This is a genomic window from Nocardioides seonyuensis, assembly GCF_004683965.1.
GTDB classification, from domain to species: Bacteria; Actinomycetota; Actinomycetes; order Propionibacteriales; family Nocardioidaceae; genus Nocardioides; species Nocardioides seonyuensis.
In genome coordinates, this window is the sequence record NZ_CP038436.1 from 3,536,001 (window position 1) to 3,550,714 (window position 14,714).

Genomic DNA, 14,714 nt, shown 5'->3' on the forward strand with positions numbered 1-14,714 from the left:
GACACGAGCATGCGATTTCTGAGCCCCGGACCAGGTCCGTCGGGCAGCTGACGTCGCCGGGTCCGGGGAGTCCCCGTCCGACCCTGAGCTCACCCACTTCTAGACTCTGCGGCGAACTGCTCATCGCCGCGCGAAAGGGAGCCATGTCCGGCCCCAACAAGGACTACGACCCCGTCGAGGTCACCCCGCTCAAGGCTGACGAGGTCGAGCGGATGCGTGACGAGGCACTCGCCGCGGTGTCCGGCGCCTCGGACCTCGAAGCGCTCAAGCGCGTACGCCTCGAGCACGCCGGTGACCGCTCGCCACTCGCGCTCGCCAACCGCGAGATCGGTGCCCTGCCGCCTCAGGCTCGCAAGGAGGCCGGCCAGCGAGTCGGCCAGGCGCGGGGCGTCATCGGCCAGGCGATCGCCGAGCGGCAGGCAGCGCTCGAGGTCGAGCACGAGGAGCGCATGCTGGCCGAGGAGACCGTCGACGTCTCCCTACCCACCACGCGCCGCCGTCGCGGGAGCCGTCATCCGCTCACGCTCCAGTCCGAGCTGATCGCCGACCTCTTCGTGGCCATGGGCTACGAGATCGCCGAGGGGCCGGTGGTGGAGGCCGAGTGGCTCAACTTCGACGCGCTCAACCTCGGCCCGGATCATCCTGCCCGCACCATGCAGGACACGTTCTGGACCGAGCCGGCCGACCACCACGTCGTGCTGCGCACGCAGACCTCACCGGTCCAGGCCCGCGCGATGCTGACCCGCAACCCGCCGATCTACGTCGTGTGTCCGGGCCGCGTCTTCCGCACCGACGAGTACGACGCCACCCACTCGCCGATGTTCCACCAGGTCGAGGGGCTCGTCGTCGACGAGGGCATCACCATGGCGCATCTCAAGGGCACGCTGGACCACTTCGCCTCACAGCTGTTCGGCGACGGCATCGACACGCGATTCCGCCCGTCCTACTTCCCGTTCACCGAGCCCTCCGCCGAGGTCGACGTGCGGTGCTTCGTGTGCCGGGGCAGTGGCGCGGGGGAGGGCGGCGACTCCTGCCGCACCTGCCGGGGCGAGGGCTGGATCGAGTGGGGAGGCTGCGGCGTGGTCAACCCACGGGTGCTCGTCTCGTGCGGTGTCGACCCCGACGTCTACAGCGGCTTCGCCTTCGGCATGGGCATCGATCGCTCGTTCATGTTCCGCCACAACCTCGAGGACCTGCGTCCGCTCTTCGAGGGTGACGTCCGCTTCGCTGCCGCGTTCGGCAGCGAGATCTGAGAGGGGAGCACCACCGATGAAGGCACCCCTGTCCTGGATCCTGGACTACGTCGACGTGCCCGAGGGCACGACCACCGACGAGCTCACCGCGCGCCTGACCCTGACCGGGCTCAAGCTCGAGGCCGTGGAGAGCCCGGGGCGTGACATCACGGGACCGCTCGTGATCGGTCGTGTCCTCACCATGGAGCCCGAGCCGCAGAAGAACGGCAAGACGATCAATTGGTGCACGGTGGACGTCGGAGACGCCAACGGCACCGGTGAGCCGCAAGGAATCGTCTGTGGGGCCCACAACTTCGCGCCGGGCGACCTGGTCGTGGTGATCCTCCCCGGCGGCGTCCTCCCGGGGAACTTCGAGATCAGCGCCCGCAAGACCTACGGGCACGTGTCCGCCGGCATGATCTGCTCCGCCATGGAGCTCGGCCTCGGTGAGGACCACGACGGCATCATGGTGCTCCCGCCGGACGCCGGTGCCCCCGGCGAGGACGTCAGGACCATCCTGGGCCTCGACGAGGAGATCATCGAGTTCGAGGTCAACCCCGACCGGGCCTACGCGCTCTCGTTGCGCGGCATCGCCCGGGAGGTGCTCGTCTCGGTCGACGGTGCGAGCGGCTTCCGGGACCCGGCGATCCGCGAGACTCCTGCAGCCGACGACCAGGGCCACCCCGTCGTGGTGGAGGACCCCGAGGGCTGCCCCGTGTTCGTCGCGCGGCGGGTCACCGGGTTCGACCCGGGCGCTCGCACTCCCGACTTCATGGTCCGGCGCATCACCGCGGCAGGCATGCGTCCGATCTCGCTCGCCGTCGACATCACCAACTACGTGATGCTCGAGACGGGGCGGCCGATCCACGGCTACGACGCCGACAAGCTTCAGGGCCCGATCGTCGTACGCCGCGCCCGCGCGGGTGAACGGCTCACGACTCTCGACGACACCGATCGCGCGCTCCACCCCGACGACCTGGTCGTGACCGACGACTCAGGCATCATCGGCCTCGGCGGCGTGATGGGGGGCCAGACCACCGAGATGTCCGACTCCACCACCTCGATCCTGGTGGAGGCCGCCCACTGGGACGCGGTGTCGATGTACCGCACCGGGCGCCGCCACAAGATCACCTCGGAGGCCGGCAAGCGCAACGAGCGAGGAGTCGACCCCACCATCTGCGAGGCGGCGGCCGATCGCGTGGTCGAGCTACTCGTCGAGCACGGGGGTGCGCGGGTCGAGGATGGCGTGACCGTCGTCGGAAGCCCGCCGGCGATGCCTGTCGTCGAGGTCGCTGCCGATCTCGCGTCGCGCGTCTCGGGGATGCCGATCTCCGAGGAGCGCGCCGTCGAGTGCCTGCGCGCCGTCGGGTGCGAGGTGACGGGGTCGGGAACGCTGTCCGTGACGCCGCCGCCGTGGCGGCCCGACCTCACCGATCCCCAGGACTTCTCCGAGGAGGTCATCCGCCTCGTCGGCTACGACCTGATCCCCTCGGTGCTGCCCACCCCGCCGTCGGGTCGGGGCCTGACCAGGCCCCAGCAGCTGCGCCGGCGGATCGGGCGCACGATGGCGGGGGAGGGCTTCGTCGAGATCGTGACGTTCCCCTTCGTCGGCCCGGCCGACCTCGACGCACTCGGCCTGCCGGAGGACGACCCGCGCCGCGACCTGCTCGAGCTCTCCAACCCGTTGAGCGCCGAGGCCGCTTTCATGACCACGACGCTGCTCCCCGGCATGCTGCGCGCCGCCGGCCGCAACGTCGGTCTCGGCAATGTCGACATCGCGATCTTCGAGACGGGCACGGTCACCGTTCCCCGCCACTCGGGGCCAGCCGCCATCCTTCCGGTCGACCGGCGCCCGACCGACGCCGAGTTCGAGGCGCTCGATGCAGCGCTGCCCGCCCAGCCCCTGCACCTCGCGCTCGTCGCCGCCGGGGACGCCGTGTCCGGCGGCTGGTGGGGCGAGTCGCGCCCTGTGTCGTGGTCCGACGCGGTCGAGGCGGTCCGCTCGGTCGCGGCGGCCCTGGGTCTCGACGTCTCGGCGTCGGCCGTGGAGGTCGCCCCCTGGCATCCCGGGCGTTGCGCCGAGCTCTCCGTGGACGGCGAGGTGATCGGCCACGCCGGTGAGCTGCACCCCAAGGTCTGTCAGGCCTTCGGGCTGCCGAAGCGAGCAGTCGGTGCCGAGGTCGACCTCGATGTGCTCATCGAGCGGGCCGTGCACCTGCGCGAGGCGCCGACCTTCTCGTCCTACCCCGTAGCCAAGGAGGACGTTGCGCTCGTGGTCGACGCCGAGGTCCGTGCAGCCGACGTCGAAGCCGCGCTCCGCGAGGGCGCCGGCGAGCTGCTGGAGTCGATCCGACTCTTCGACGTCTACACCGGTGACCAGGTGGGGGAGGGGAAGAAGTCCCTCGCCTACGCCCTGCGCTTCCGAGCCCCGGACCGGACGCTCAAGGAGGGTGAGGCGACCGCCGCCCGTGAAGCCGCGGTCGCGATGGCGGCGAAGCGCACGGGAGCGGTCCAGCGCACCTGACTTCGCGGTTCGAGGTCAGGTGATGGGTCCGGCCACGATCGCGCGGAAGCGGTCGCAGACCTCGCGATCGCCCGCGACCGAGATCTCCTCGTCGGTGCCGCGGTGCCAGAGCCATGCGTCGAGGGCCCCGGCAGGTCCGTCGACCACCACCTCCGGCTCGGTGTCGTCTCCGGGCGACGCGACGACGTGCAGGTCCTCCTCGTCGGTGTGGACGGTGCCGTCATCGGGGTCGGTGCCATTGAACCTGCCGAGCTGTATCCAGAACTGGTCACCGGTGTCGGTGCAGTCGACACGCAGGAGGTGGGGGAGTGGCTCCCAGGAGCCCCACGGTGGGCAGCCGCCGTACATCACGTCGAGGACCTCGAGCACACCGTCAGCCGCCAGGCCCGCGTCGAGCTCGGTCTGCTCGCCCGCCGTCTGCTCGGCGTCGAGCCGGTGGATCAGCGCCTCGTGGGCCTGCCGGCGCAGGATGAAACCGACGGAGTGGTCCGTGGGGTGCCACGTCCAGGCCTCGTCGTCGGGCTGCACTCCGTCGAGCGCGGCGACCAACGCCCCGGACGCATCGTCGAACGCCGAGAACAGGTCGTCGCGAAGGTGCGGGCGGGTCGGTTCCTCGTAGTCTTCCGGCCCGCTGGGACGATCGATGACCATGGTGGCCCAGAACTGCTGGACGGTGGTGAGGTGCCACAGGAGGTCGTCGGCGTCCCAGTCAGGGCATCCGGGCACCCGGGCCGCGGGGTCGGCGACGGTGAGCACCTCCCGGAAGCGGGCGGACTCGTCTCGGATGTGGGCGAGGTATCGTGTGGCGCTCAACGGCATGGGTCCACGGTAGACGTGACCACCGACACATGAGCCCGCGTCGCACGGTCATGCACCGTTATGTATAGTCATTCACATGAGCCCCGTGACCGTCGCCGTCGCCGGAGCCAGCGGGTACGCCGGCGGCGAGGCGCTTCGTCTGCTGCTCGCCCATCCCGAGGTGGAGATCGGCGTGCTGACCGCAGGCAGCAACGCCGGCGAGCTCCTCGGTCGGCTCCAGCCGCACCTGCTCCCGCTCGCCGACCGGGTCCTGGCGGAGACGAGCAGCGAGACGCTGGCCGGTCACGACGTCGTCATCCTCGCTCTTCCGCACGGTCAGTCGGCGACGATCGCGGAACAGCTCAGCGACGACACGCTGGTCATCGACTGCGGTGCTGACTTCCGCCTCGAGGACGCCTCCGACTGGGAGCGCTTCTACGGTGGGAGGCACGCCGGGTCGTGGCCCTACGGGCTCCCCGAGCTGCCCGGCCAGCGGGCGCGGCTCGCCGGTGCCCGACGCATCGCCGTCCCCGGTTGCTACCCGACGGTCTCGACCCTTGCGGCTGCCCCCGCGATCGCTGCAGGTCTCGTCGAGCCCGACGTGACCATCGTGGCAGCCAGCGGCACCTCCGGTGCCGGCAAGGCCGCCAAGCCCCACCTCCTCGGCAGCGAGGTGATGGGCAACGCCAGCGCCTACGGCGTGGGCGGGGTGCACCGGCACACGCCAGAGATCACCCAGAACCTCCGGCTCGTCCACGACGGCGAGGTCAGGGTCGGTTTCACCCCGCTCCTGGTGCCCATGTCCCGCGGCATCCTGGCGACGGTGTCTGCGCCGCTGCGCCGCGACGTCAGTGCAGAGGAAGCGCGCGAGGTCTATGCCGCAGCGTGCGCCGACGAGCCGTTCGTGCACCTCCTGCCCGAGGGGGCATGGCCCCAGACCCAGTCCGTGCTGGGATCCAACGCCGTGCACGTGCAGGTCACCGTGGACGTCGCCGCCTCGCGGCTGGTCGCCGTGGGGGCCGTCGACAACCTCGCCAAGGGCACCGCCGGCGCCGCCGTCCAGTGCATGAACCTCGCCCTCGGCATCCCCGAGACCACCGGACTCACAACGATCGGACTCGCGCCATGACCGACCAGCCGAACCCTGCGCCCCTCACGCTCCTCAAGTTCCCCGAGAAGCTCGCGATCGTCCGCCTCGGGCCGGGCGCCGACCTACCGCAGTGGGCCGAGTCCGCCAGCCTGTTCTCGGTCACCGCCACCGCGGCAGAGACCAGCGTCATCTGCGCGACCCGGTCGGTCCCCACCAAGACCCCGCACATCGGTCCTCTCACGGCCTTCCAGGTGCAGGGACCCCTCGACCCGGACGCCGTGGGGATCCTCCACTCGCTCCTGGCGCCGCTCGCGGAGGCCCGGGTGCCCGTCTACACGCTCTCGACCTTCGACACCGACTGGGTCCTGGTGCGACTGGTGGACGCCGACCGGGCAGCCGAGGAGTGGCGACGACGGGGTCACTCCGTGACCGCCGCCGTACCCGCCACGCCCGCGTCCTCGGGTCCCCACCGGAAGAAGAAGAAATGAGCGTCACGCACCCAGCCGGATTCGTCGCCTCCGGTGTTGCTGCCGGCCTGAAGTCGACCGGCGCCAAGGACGTCGCCCTCGTGGTCAACCACGGCCCCTCGTTCGACTCCGCGTCCGTGTTCACCACCAACCGCTGCAAGGCCAACCCGGTGCTGTGGAGCCAGGAGGTCGTCAAGGACGGCGTGGTGCGCGCCGTCGTGCTGAACTCCGGCGGCGCCAACTGCTACACCGGTCCCGACGGGTTCCAGACCACGCACGCCGTCGCCGAGCGCGTGGCCGAGCACCTGGGCTGCGGCGCCATCGACGTGGTGGTGTGCTCCACCGGGCTCATCGGCCTCGTGAACGACCGGTCAGCCGTCCTGGCCGGCGTCGATGCCGCACACACGCAGCTCTCGGCCGAGGGCGGCGGGCACGCCGCCGAGGCGATCATGACGACCGACTCGGTCAGCAAGCAGGCCGTCGTCGAGGGGGCCGGCTGGTCCATCGGCGGCATGGCCAAGGGGGCGGGGATGCTGGCCCCTCAGCTCGCGACCATGCTGGTCGTGCTGACCACGGACGCAGTCGTGCCCGCGGAGCTGCTCGACGACGCCCTTCGGACCGCCACCCGCCTCAGCTTCGACCGCATCGACTCCGACGGCTGCATGTCCACCAACGACACGGTCACGCTGATGGCGAGCGGCGCCTCCGGCATCACCCCGACGCCTGCGGACTTCACTGCGGCGCTCACGAGCGTCTGCAGCGACCTGGCGATGCAGCTCATCAAGGACGCCGAGGGTGCCGACCACGAGATCGCCATCACCGTCCTCAACGCCGCGACCGAGGCGGACGCTCTCGAGGTCGGACGCAGCGTCGCCCGCTCCAACCTCTTCAAGGCCGCGGTCTTCGGCAAGGACGCCAACTGGGGGCGCGTCCTCGCGAGCGTCGGCACCACGGACGCCGCGTTCGACCCCGCAGACCTCGACGTCGCGATGAACGGCGTCTGGGTGTGCCGCCGGAGCACGCCGGCGGAGGACCCGGCGTCGGTCGACCTCAGCGGCCGCGAGGTGAGTGTCACGATCGACCTCAAGGCCGGGGAGACCCGGGCGACCGTCTGGACCAACGACCTGACCCACGCCTACGTCCACGAGAACAGCGCCTACTCCTCATGAAGACCGACGCCAGGACCCTCGCCGCCGCCCTTCCGTGGCTCAAGCGCTACCACGGGCGCACCATCGTGGTGAAGTACGGCGGCAACGCCATGACCGACGACGCCCTCAAGGTCGCCTTTGCCGAGGACATCGCGTTCCTGCGGTTCGCCGGCTTCCGGCCCGTCGTCGTCCACGGTGGCGGACCGCAGATCTCGCGGATGCTCGACCGCCTCGGCATCGAGTCCGAGTTCCGCGGCGGCCTCAGGGTGACGACGCCGGAGGCCATGGACGTCGTACGCATGGTCCTCGTCGGCCAGGTCCAGCGCGAGCTGGTCGGCCTGATCAACGAGCACGGACCCCTCGCCGTGGGACTCTCGGGAGAGGACGCAGGGCTGTTCACGGCCGAGGCGACCAACACCGTGGTCGACGGCGAGGAGGTCGATCTCGGCCTGGTGGGGGAGGTCTCCCGGGTCCGCCCGGAGGCGGTGCTCGACCTGATCGACGCCGGCCGCATCCCGGTCGTCAGCTCAGTGGCTCCCGACGACCACGGCCAGGTCCACAACGTCAACGCCGACACCGCCGCGGCGGCGCTGGCAGTCGCCCTCGGGGCTGAGAAGCTGCTCGTCCTCACCGACGTCGAGGGCCTCTACCGTGACTACGGCAACTCCGACGAGGTCATCCAGGAGATCAGCCCCGAGTCGCTGGCCGAGATGCTCCCGACGCTCGACGCCGGGATGGTGCCCAAGATGCGGGCCTGCTACCAGGCCGTGTCGCAAGGAGTGTCCCGCGCCACCGTGGTCGACGGCCGTGAGCCACACGCCGTGCTCCTCGAGATCTTCACCGACGAAGGGGTCGGCACCCAGGTGCTGCCCGGTGTCGCCACCAAGCTGCGGGTCCACCCGGCACCGGACGAAGGAGCCTCGTCATGAGCTGGCAGGAGCGCTACCACCACAGCCTCATGAACACGTTCGGCACACCGCGCCTGAACCTCGTGCGCGGCGAAGGTGCCCGCGTGTGGGACGACGCCGGTCGGTCCTACGTCGACCTGCTCGCCGGGATCGCGGTCAACTCCCTGGGGCACGCCCACCCCGCGGTGGTCGAGGCAGTCACTTCCCAGCTGCAGACGCTTGGCCACGTGTCCAACTTCTTCACGACGACTCCCCAGATGGAGCTGGCGGAGAGGCTCCTCGCGCTGCTCGGCGCCCCCGGGAGGGTCTTCCTCTCCAACTCTGGCACCGAGGCCAACGAGGCTGCCTTCAAGCTCAGCCGTCGCACCGGCCGCACCCACCTGGTCGCGGCGACCGGGTCCTTCCACGGCCGCACGATGGGGTCGCTGGCACTGACGTCCAAGGCCGCCTACCGCGAGCCGTTCGAGCCGCTGCCCGGTCAGGTGACCTTCGTGCCGTACGGCGACTCGGCGGCGCTGGCCGCAGCGGTCACCGACGAGACGGCCGCCGTCGTCCTGGAGCCCATGCAGGGGGAGGCAGGCGTCGTCGTCCCGCCCCAGGGCTACCTGTCGGACGCGCGCGAGATCACGACGCGCCACGGCGCCCTGCTCTGGCTGGACGAGGTGCAGACCGGGATCGGTCGGACCGGTGCCTGGTTCGCCCACCAGCTTGGGCTCGGTGGCGGCATCACGCCCGACGTCGTCACACTCGCCAAGGGTCTGGGCGGCGGCATCCCTATCGGCGCCACCATCGGGCTCGGCGCGGCCGGCGACCTGTTCGAGCCGGGCAACCACGGCACCACCTTCGGTGGCAACCCGGTCGCCTGCGCAGCGGCCCTCGCCGTGCTCGAGACGGTCGGTGGAGAGGGCTTCCTCGACCAGGTCGTCTCCGTCGGCAAGGGGCTGCGAGACGGGCTCGGTGACGACTCCCGGGTGGTCGAGGTCCACGGCGAGGGGCTCCTGCTCGGCGTGGAGCTGGCGGCGGCCGAGACCGCCGCGGTCGCGGCCGCTGCCCTGGACGCCGGGTTCATCCTCAACAATGCCACGCCGACGCGCGTTCGACTGGCGCCGCCGCTCATCCTCACCGACGTCGAGGCGGACGCCTTCGTGGCCGCATGGCCCGCCATCCTCGACGCTGCGCAGGTGGCCCGATGACGCGCCACCTCCTCGCTGACGACGACCTCTCTCCCGAGGAGCAGGCCGAGGTCCTCGCGCTCGCCGCAGCCCTCAAGGCCGACCCCTTCGGACCCAAGCCCCTGGCGGGTCCCATGACGGTCGCCCTCCTCTTCGACCGTCCGACGCTGAGGACGCAGGTGTCCTTCACCGCCGGGATCGCCGAGCTGGGCGGCAACCCGATGACCGTCGACGGTGGCCTGGCGGCGATGGGGCAACGGGAGTGCATCGAGGACGTCGCCCGCGTGCTCGGCCGGCAGTCCGCCGCCATCGTGTGGCGCACCGGCGAGCAGCGTGACGTGGAGACGATGGCCGCCCACGCGGGCGTCCCCGTCGTCAACGCCCTCACCGACGACTTCCACCCCTGCCAGCTGCTGGCAGACCTGCTCACGGTCCAGGAGCACAAGGGGAGCCTGCGCGGCCTGCGCGTCGCGTTCGTGGGCGACGGCGCCTGCAACATGGGCAACTCGTGGGCGCTGGCGGGGGCCACGGCCGGCATTGACGTCGTGGTCGCTGCTCCCGAGCACTACCAGCCCGACACCGGAGTCGTGGCCAGGGCGCGTGCACGCGCCGCCGGGACCGGCGGTGCGGTCACGGTCCTGCGCGACCCGGTCGAGGCGGTGTCCGGCGCCGACGTCGTGGTCACCGACTCCTGGGTGAGCATGGGTCGCGAGGACGAGTCAGCCGAGCGGTTGCGTGTGTTCCCCGCCTACGGGGTGACCAGTGAGCTGCTCTCCCACGCCGACCCCGACGCCATCGTGCTGCACTGCCTCCCGGCCTACCGCGGCAAGGAGATCAGCACCGAGGTGATCGAGGGCCCCCAGTCGGTCGTCTGGGACGAGGCCGAGAACCGCCGCCACGCGCAGAAGGCGCTGCTGACCTGGCTCCTGGAGCAGTCGTGAGCGCCGTGAGCCCGCTGACCAAGAACGCCCGGCACCAGCGCATCATCGAGCTGGTGACCCACCATGCTGTGCGCTCCCAGACCGAGCTTTCCCAGCTCCTCGGCGAGCACGGGGTCCACGTCACCCAGGCGACGCTCAGCCGTGACCTGGTCGAGCTCGACGCGGTGAAGGTCCGCGGTGGCGACGGGGCGCTCGTCTACGCGGTTCCAGGTGAGGGCGGTGACCGATCGCCGGCTGCTCCCCGAGAGTCCGCCGCAGCGCTCGACCGGCTCTCCCGGCTGTGCGCCGAGCTCCTGGTCAGCGCCGAGGCGAGCGCCAACCTGGTGGTGCTGCGCACTCCGCCGGGCGCTGCGCAGTTCCTGGCGAGCGCCTTCGACCGCGCCGAGATCACTGACGTGCTCGGCACCATCGCCGGAGACGACACGGTCCTCGTGATCGGTCGTGACCCCGGGGGCGGAGACGCCCTCGCCGCGCGCTTCGTCGCGCTCGCCAACGACTCCCACCACTCCGCTACGACTTCCCACTCCTCGAACTCCGCAGCAAAGGATGACTCGTGAGCAAGGTCCTCACCTCCCTCCCCATCGGCCAGCGGGTCGGCATCGCCTTCTCCGGTGGCCTGGACACCTCGGTCGCCGTGGCCTGGATGCGCGACAAGGGCGCCGTCCCGTGCACCTACACCGCCGACATCGGGCAGTACGACGAGCCCGACATCTCCGGCGTCCCCGCGCGAGCCAAGGAGTACGGCGCCGAGATCGCCCGGGCTGTCGACTGCCGCGGCCCCCTCGTGGAGGAGGGGCTGGCGGCGCTGGCCTGCGGCGCCTTCCACATCAGGTCCGGCGGCCGGGCCTACTTCAACACCACGCCGCTGGGCAGGGCCGTGACCGGCACGATGCTGGTGCGCGCCATGCACGAGGACGGCGTCGACATCTGGGGCGACGGGTCCACCTTCAAGGGGAACGACATCGAGCGGTTCTACCGCTACGGGCTCCTGGCCAACCCCGACCTGCGCATCTACAAGCCCTGGCTCGACGCCGACTTCGTCACCGAGCTGGGCGGTCGCGCCGAGATGAGCCAGTGGCTCACCGAGCACGGCCTGCCGTACCGCGACAGCAAGGAGAAGGCCTACTCCACCGACGCCAACATCTGGGGCGCCACCCACGAGGCCAAGACGCTCGAGCACCTCGACGTGTCCCTGGAGGTCGTCGAGCCGATCATGGGCGTGAAGTTCTGGGACCCCTCGGTCGACATCGAGACCGAGGACGTCACCATCCGCTTCGACCGCGGCCGCCCGGTCGCCATCAACGGCACCCAGTACGACGACCCGGTCGCCCTGGTCCACGAGGCCAACGCCATCGGTGGTCGGCACGGCCTCGGCATGTCCGACCAGATCGAGAACCGCATCATCGAGGCCAAGTCCCGTGGCATCTACGAAGCGCCGGCCATGGCGCTGCTCTGGATCGCCTACGAGCGGCTCCTCAACGCCATCCACAACGAGGACACCATCGCCAACTACCACGCCGAGGGGCGCCGGCTGGGTGTCCTGCTCTACCAGGGCCGCTGGCTCGACCCGCAGGCGCTCATGCTGCGCGAGTCCATCCAGCGCTGGGTGGCGTCGCTCGTCACCGGTGAGGTCACGATCAGGCTGCGCAGGGGAGAGGACTACACGATCGTGCGCACCGACGGTCCGGCCTTCTCCTACCACCCCGACAAGCTGTCGATGGAACGCACCGAGAACGCCGCGTTCGGCCCGAGCGACCGGATCGGTCAGCTGACGCTCCGCAACCTCGACATCGCCGACTCGCGCGCCAAGCTCGAGCTCTACGCCGGGCAGCCGCTCGACCAGGGCCAGGTCCTCGTCGAGCACGGCCACCTGCTGGGTGCGTTGCCGGCGGGGGGTGCCGAGCGGATCGTGGACAACCCGGAGGCCGAGCAGGACACCCCCGAGGTCGCCCTGGACAATGCGGCCATGGAGTTCGGGACCGACTGATGGGTGAGCTCACCGGCACCAACCAGGGCAAGCTCTGGGGAGGGCGCTTCGCCGGCGGTCCTTCTCCCGAGCTCGAGGCGCTCTCGCGGTCGACCCACTTCGACTGGCGACTGGCGCCCTACGACATCGCAGGCTCGCACGCCCACGCGAAGGCGCTCGGGGCTGCCGGGCTGCTCACTGCCGACGAGGAGCTGGAGCTCCACCGCGGGCTGGATGCCCTTGCTGCCCGCGTGACCGACGGCACGCTCCGCCCCGAGGCGTCCGACGAGGACGTCCACGGAGCCCTGGAGAGGTTGCTGATCGAGGAGGTCGGTGCCGACGTCGGGGGAAAGCTTCGCGCCGGACGCTCCCGCAACGACCAGATCGCCACCTTGTTCAGGTGCTACCTCCTCGACCACCAGCGTGTCGTGAGCGCGCTGGTGCTCGACCTGGTCGAAGCCCTCGCCGGGCAGGCCGAGGCCAATCTCGGCGCGATCATGCCCGGCCGCACGCACCTCCAGCACGCGCAGCCCGTGCTGCTCTCCCACCACCTGCTCGCCCACGCCTGGGCGCTGTTGCGTGACGTGGAGCGCCTCGCCGACTGGCGCGCGCGCGTCATCGGCGACTCGCCCTACGGCAGCGGCGCGCTGGCCGGGCAGAGCCTCGGTCTCGATCCCGAGCTGGTGGCTCGCGAGCTCGGCTTCACCGGGTCCACGGCCAACTCGATCGACGGCACCGCATCGAGGGACTTCGTCGCCGAGATCGCGTTCGTGTGCGCACAGGTCGGCGTCGACGTCAGCAGGATCGCAGAGGAGGTCATCCTCTGGGCCACCAAGGAGTTCGACTTCGTCACGCTCCACGACTCCTGGTCGACCGGTTCCTCGATCATGCCCCAGAAGAAGAACCCCGACATCGCGGAGCTGGCCCGGGGCAAGGCCGGCCGGCTGGTGGGCAACCTCACTGGCCTGCTGACCACCCTCAAGGCCCTCCCGCTCGCCTACAACCGCGACCTCCAGGAGGACAAGGAGCCGGTCTTCGACTCCCTGGACACCCTCGAGGTGCTCCTCCCAGCCTTCACGGGACAGGTCGCCACCCTCATCTACAACACCGCGCGCATGGCCGAGCTCGCTCCCCAGGGATTCTCCCTCGCCACCGACATCGCCGAGTGGCTCGTGCGCGAGGGCACGCCCTTCCGGGTCGCCCACGAGGTGGCGGGCGCATGCGTGCGAGCAGCAGAGGCCCGTGGTGTCGAGCTGGCCGACCTCACCGACGAGGAGTTCGCGTCGATCTCTCCTGCCCTCACGCCCGAGGTCCGCCTCGTCCTGACGGTCGAGGGCTCCGTGGCATCGCGCGACGGTCGCGGCGGCACCGCCCCTTCACGTGTCCGCGAACAGCTGACCGAGCTTCGGGCCAGGGTGTCGGCCCACCGTGAGCACCTTGCCTGACCTGCAGGCGCTTCTCCGGAGGCCGGCGCTCGAAGTGGCGCCGCGCCTCCTGGGTGCTGTGCTGCGCCACGGCGAGGTGGCCGTCCGCATCTGCGAGGTCGAGGCGTACGACGGCGCCAACGACCCCGGCTCGCACGCCTACCGCGGTCGCACTCCCCGCAACTCCGTCATGTTCGGACCGGGCGGGCACCTCTACGTCTACTTCACCTACGGGATGCACCACTGCTGCAACGTCGTGTGCGGGCCGGAGGGCGCCGCCTCTGCGGTGCTCCTGCGGGCGGGACAGGTCGTCGAGGGGCTCGACGTGGCCCAGGTACGACGCCCCGGCTCTTCCGCTCGGGACCTCGCTCGCGGGCCTGCACGACTGTGTCGTGCACTGGCGATCGACCTGACCCATGACGGCAGCGACTTGGGCGGCGGGGGAGCACTGTCCCTCGAGCTCGGACGCGCAGTCGCGACCGACGAGGTGCGCACCGGCCCGAGGGTCGGCCTGCGGCATGCCGCCGATCGCCCGTGGCGGTTCTGGATCGAGCACGACCCGCACGTCTCGGTCTACCGACCGGCGGCGCCCCGCCGAGCTCGAACGAGCCCCTGACCTGCACAGATGCGTGGAACCGACCCCCGGTTTGGCATCGAGGAGGGAGAGGGTCTATGGTTCTACCTGTCGCTGCAAGCGGCGCCCGCTCCTGGCCAGAAGGCCAGCCTGAGAGGGGCCCACGCAGGACCGCCCCGAGAAGAAGCCAATCAGTTTGACGATGGCCGATCTTCTCGGTAGTTTGACCAGTTGCTCCGCGTGATCGCGCTTTGTGGTGTGTGTCGTGGGTGTGTCTGATTCTTGAGAACTCAACAGTGTGTTTGATAGTCGACGAATTAGTTTGTTTTGCCCCGTTGACTTCTGGTCGTCTTTTTGGTGGCTGGTTGTTGATGGTTTCTTTGACAATGATTCTGGCTTTTTTGTCAGTTTTGTTTTTTGTCAGGGGATGTGGCTCTCTTTTTCTCTGCATGGCTCTTTGGGGTTGTGTG

Annotated in this window: 13 protein-coding genes; 12 read left to right on the plus strand and 1 reads right to left on the minus strand. The window is 70.4% G+C overall.

Annotated elements, in window-relative coordinates:
* Positions 1-143 precede the first annotated feature (143 nt).
* Positions 144-1,253 (plus strand): phenylalanine--tRNA ligase subunit alpha, encoded by a 1,110-nt coding sequence (pheS, locus tag EXE58_RS17155; RefSeq protein WP_135268978.1) that lies wholly within the window; start codon positions 144-146, stop codon positions 1,251-1,253.
* A gap of 16 nt (positions 1,254-1,269) precedes the next feature.
* Positions 1,270-3,756, plus strand: a complete 2,487-nt coding sequence (gene pheT, locus EXE58_RS17160; RefSeq protein ID WP_135268979.1) for a phenylalanine--tRNA ligase subunit beta — start codon at positions 1,270-1,272, stop codon at positions 3,754-3,756.
* Positions 3,757-3,771: 15 nt separating this feature from the next.
* Here pheT and EXE58_RS17165 read toward each other — a convergent pair whose 3' ends face one another.
* Positions 3,772-4,575: a maleylpyruvate isomerase family mycothiol-dependent enzyme gene (locus tag EXE58_RS17165; RefSeq protein WP_135268980.1), complete on the minus strand. Its 804-nt coding sequence runs from the start codon at positions 4,573-4,575 to the stop codon at positions 3,772-3,774.
* Between the two features lie 76 nt (positions 4,576-4,651).
* Between EXE58_RS17165 and argC the strand changes: the two genes are divergently transcribed.
* The 10 genes from argC to EXE58_RS17215 are packed head-to-tail and all read left to right on the plus strand — an operon-like array spanning position 4,652 to position 14,286.
* Positions 4,652-5,683: an N-acetyl-gamma-glutamyl-phosphate reductase gene (gene argC, locus EXE58_RS17170; RefSeq protein WP_135268981.1), complete on the plus strand. Its 1,032-nt coding sequence runs from the start codon at positions 4,652-4,654 to the stop codon at positions 5,681-5,683.
* Complete coding sequence (locus tag EXE58_RS17175; protein ID WP_135268982.1) at positions 5,680-6,132, plus strand: ACT domain-containing protein; 453 nt, start codon at positions 5,680-5,682, stop codon at positions 6,130-6,132. Before argC ends, EXE58_RS17175 begins: the two co-directional genes overlap by 4 nt.
* Positions 6,129-7,280 carry a bifunctional glutamate N-acetyltransferase/amino-acid acetyltransferase ArgJ gene (gene argJ / locus EXE58_RS17180; protein WP_135268983.1) on the plus strand — a complete coding sequence of 384 codons (1,152 nt, stop codon included), beginning with the start codon at positions 6,129-6,131 and terminating at the stop codon, positions 7,278-7,280. Before EXE58_RS17175 ends, argJ begins: the two co-directional genes overlap by 4 nt.
* A complete protein-coding gene (argB, locus tag EXE58_RS17185; protein ID WP_135268984.1) occupies positions 7,277-8,188 on the plus strand; it encodes an acetylglutamate kinase in 912 nt (303 codons plus the stop codon). Before argJ ends, argB begins: the two co-directional genes overlap by 4 nt.
* Complete coding sequence (locus EXE58_RS17190; RefSeq protein ID WP_135268985.1) at positions 8,185-9,360, plus strand: acetylornithine transaminase; 1,176 nt, start codon at positions 8,185-8,187, stop codon at positions 9,358-9,360. The genes argB and EXE58_RS17190 overlap by 4 nt, the downstream gene beginning before the upstream one ends.
* Positions 9,357-10,280, plus strand: a complete 924-nt coding sequence (gene argF, locus EXE58_RS17195) for an ornithine carbamoyltransferase (RefSeq protein WP_135268986.1) — start codon at positions 9,357-9,359, stop codon at positions 10,278-10,280. Before EXE58_RS17190 ends, argF begins: the two co-directional genes overlap by 4 nt.
* Positions 10,277-10,837 carry an arginine repressor gene (locus EXE58_RS17200; protein ID WP_135268987.1) on the plus strand — a complete coding sequence of 187 codons (561 nt, stop codon included), beginning with the start codon at positions 10,277-10,279 and terminating at the stop codon, positions 10,835-10,837. Before argF ends, EXE58_RS17200 begins: the two co-directional genes overlap by 4 nt.
* Positions 10,834-12,267, plus strand: coding sequence for an argininosuccinate synthase (gene argG, locus EXE58_RS17205; RefSeq protein WP_135268988.1), 1,434 nt, complete (start codon positions 10,834-10,836; stop codon positions 12,265-12,267). The genes EXE58_RS17200 and argG overlap by 4 nt, the downstream gene beginning before the upstream one ends.
* Positions 12,267-13,691: an argininosuccinate lyase gene (gene argH, locus EXE58_RS17210; protein ID WP_135268989.1), complete on the plus strand. Its 1,425-nt coding sequence runs from the start codon at positions 12,267-12,269 to the stop codon at positions 13,689-13,691. The genes argG and argH overlap by 1 nt, the downstream gene beginning before the upstream one ends.
* Complete coding sequence (locus tag EXE58_RS17215) at positions 13,675-14,286, plus strand: DNA-3-methyladenine glycosylase (protein WP_135268990.1); 612 nt, start codon at positions 13,675-13,677, stop codon at positions 14,284-14,286. Before argH ends, EXE58_RS17215 begins: the two co-directional genes overlap by 17 nt.
* The last annotated feature ends 428 nt before the right edge of the window (positions 14,287-14,714 follow it).

Bases quoted from the DNA above. Each gene is read 5' to 3' on its own strand.
- pheT (WP_135268979.1), top strand. From the start codon at position 1,270: ATGAAGGCACCCCTGTCCTGGATCCTGGACTACGTCGACGTGCCCGAG.
- EXE58_RS17175 (WP_135268982.1), top strand. From the start codon at position 5,680: ATGACCGACCAGCCGAACCCTGCGCCCCTCACGCTCCTCAAGTTCCCC.
- EXE58_RS17190 (WP_135268985.1), top strand. From the start codon at position 8,185: ATGAGCTGGCAGGAGCGCTACCACCACAGCCTCATGAACACGTTCGGC.
- argH (WP_135268989.1), top strand. From the start codon at position 12,267: ATGGGTGAGCTCACCGGCACCAACCAGGGCAAGCTCTGGGGAGGGCGC.
- argF (WP_135268986.1), top strand. From the start codon at position 9,357: ATGACGCGCCACCTCCTCGCTGACGACGACCTCTCTCCCGAGGAGCAG.
- argB (WP_135268984.1), top strand. From the start codon at position 7,277: ATGAAGACCGACGCCAGGACCCTCGCCGCCGCCCTTCCGTGGCTCAAG.
- EXE58_RS17165 (WP_135268980.1), bottom strand. From the start codon at position 4,575: ATGCCGTTGAGCGCCACACGATACCTCGCCCACATCCGAGACGAGTCC.
- argC (WP_135268981.1), top strand. From the start codon at position 4,652: ATGAGCCCCGTGACCGTCGCCGTCGCCGGAGCCAGCGGGTACGCCGGC.
- argJ (WP_135268983.1), top strand. From the start codon at position 6,129: ATGAGCGTCACGCACCCAGCCGGATTCGTCGCCTCCGGTGTTGCTGCC.
- pheS (WP_135268978.1), top strand. From the start codon at position 144: ATGTCCGGCCCCAACAAGGACTACGACCCCGTCGAGGTCACCCCGCTC.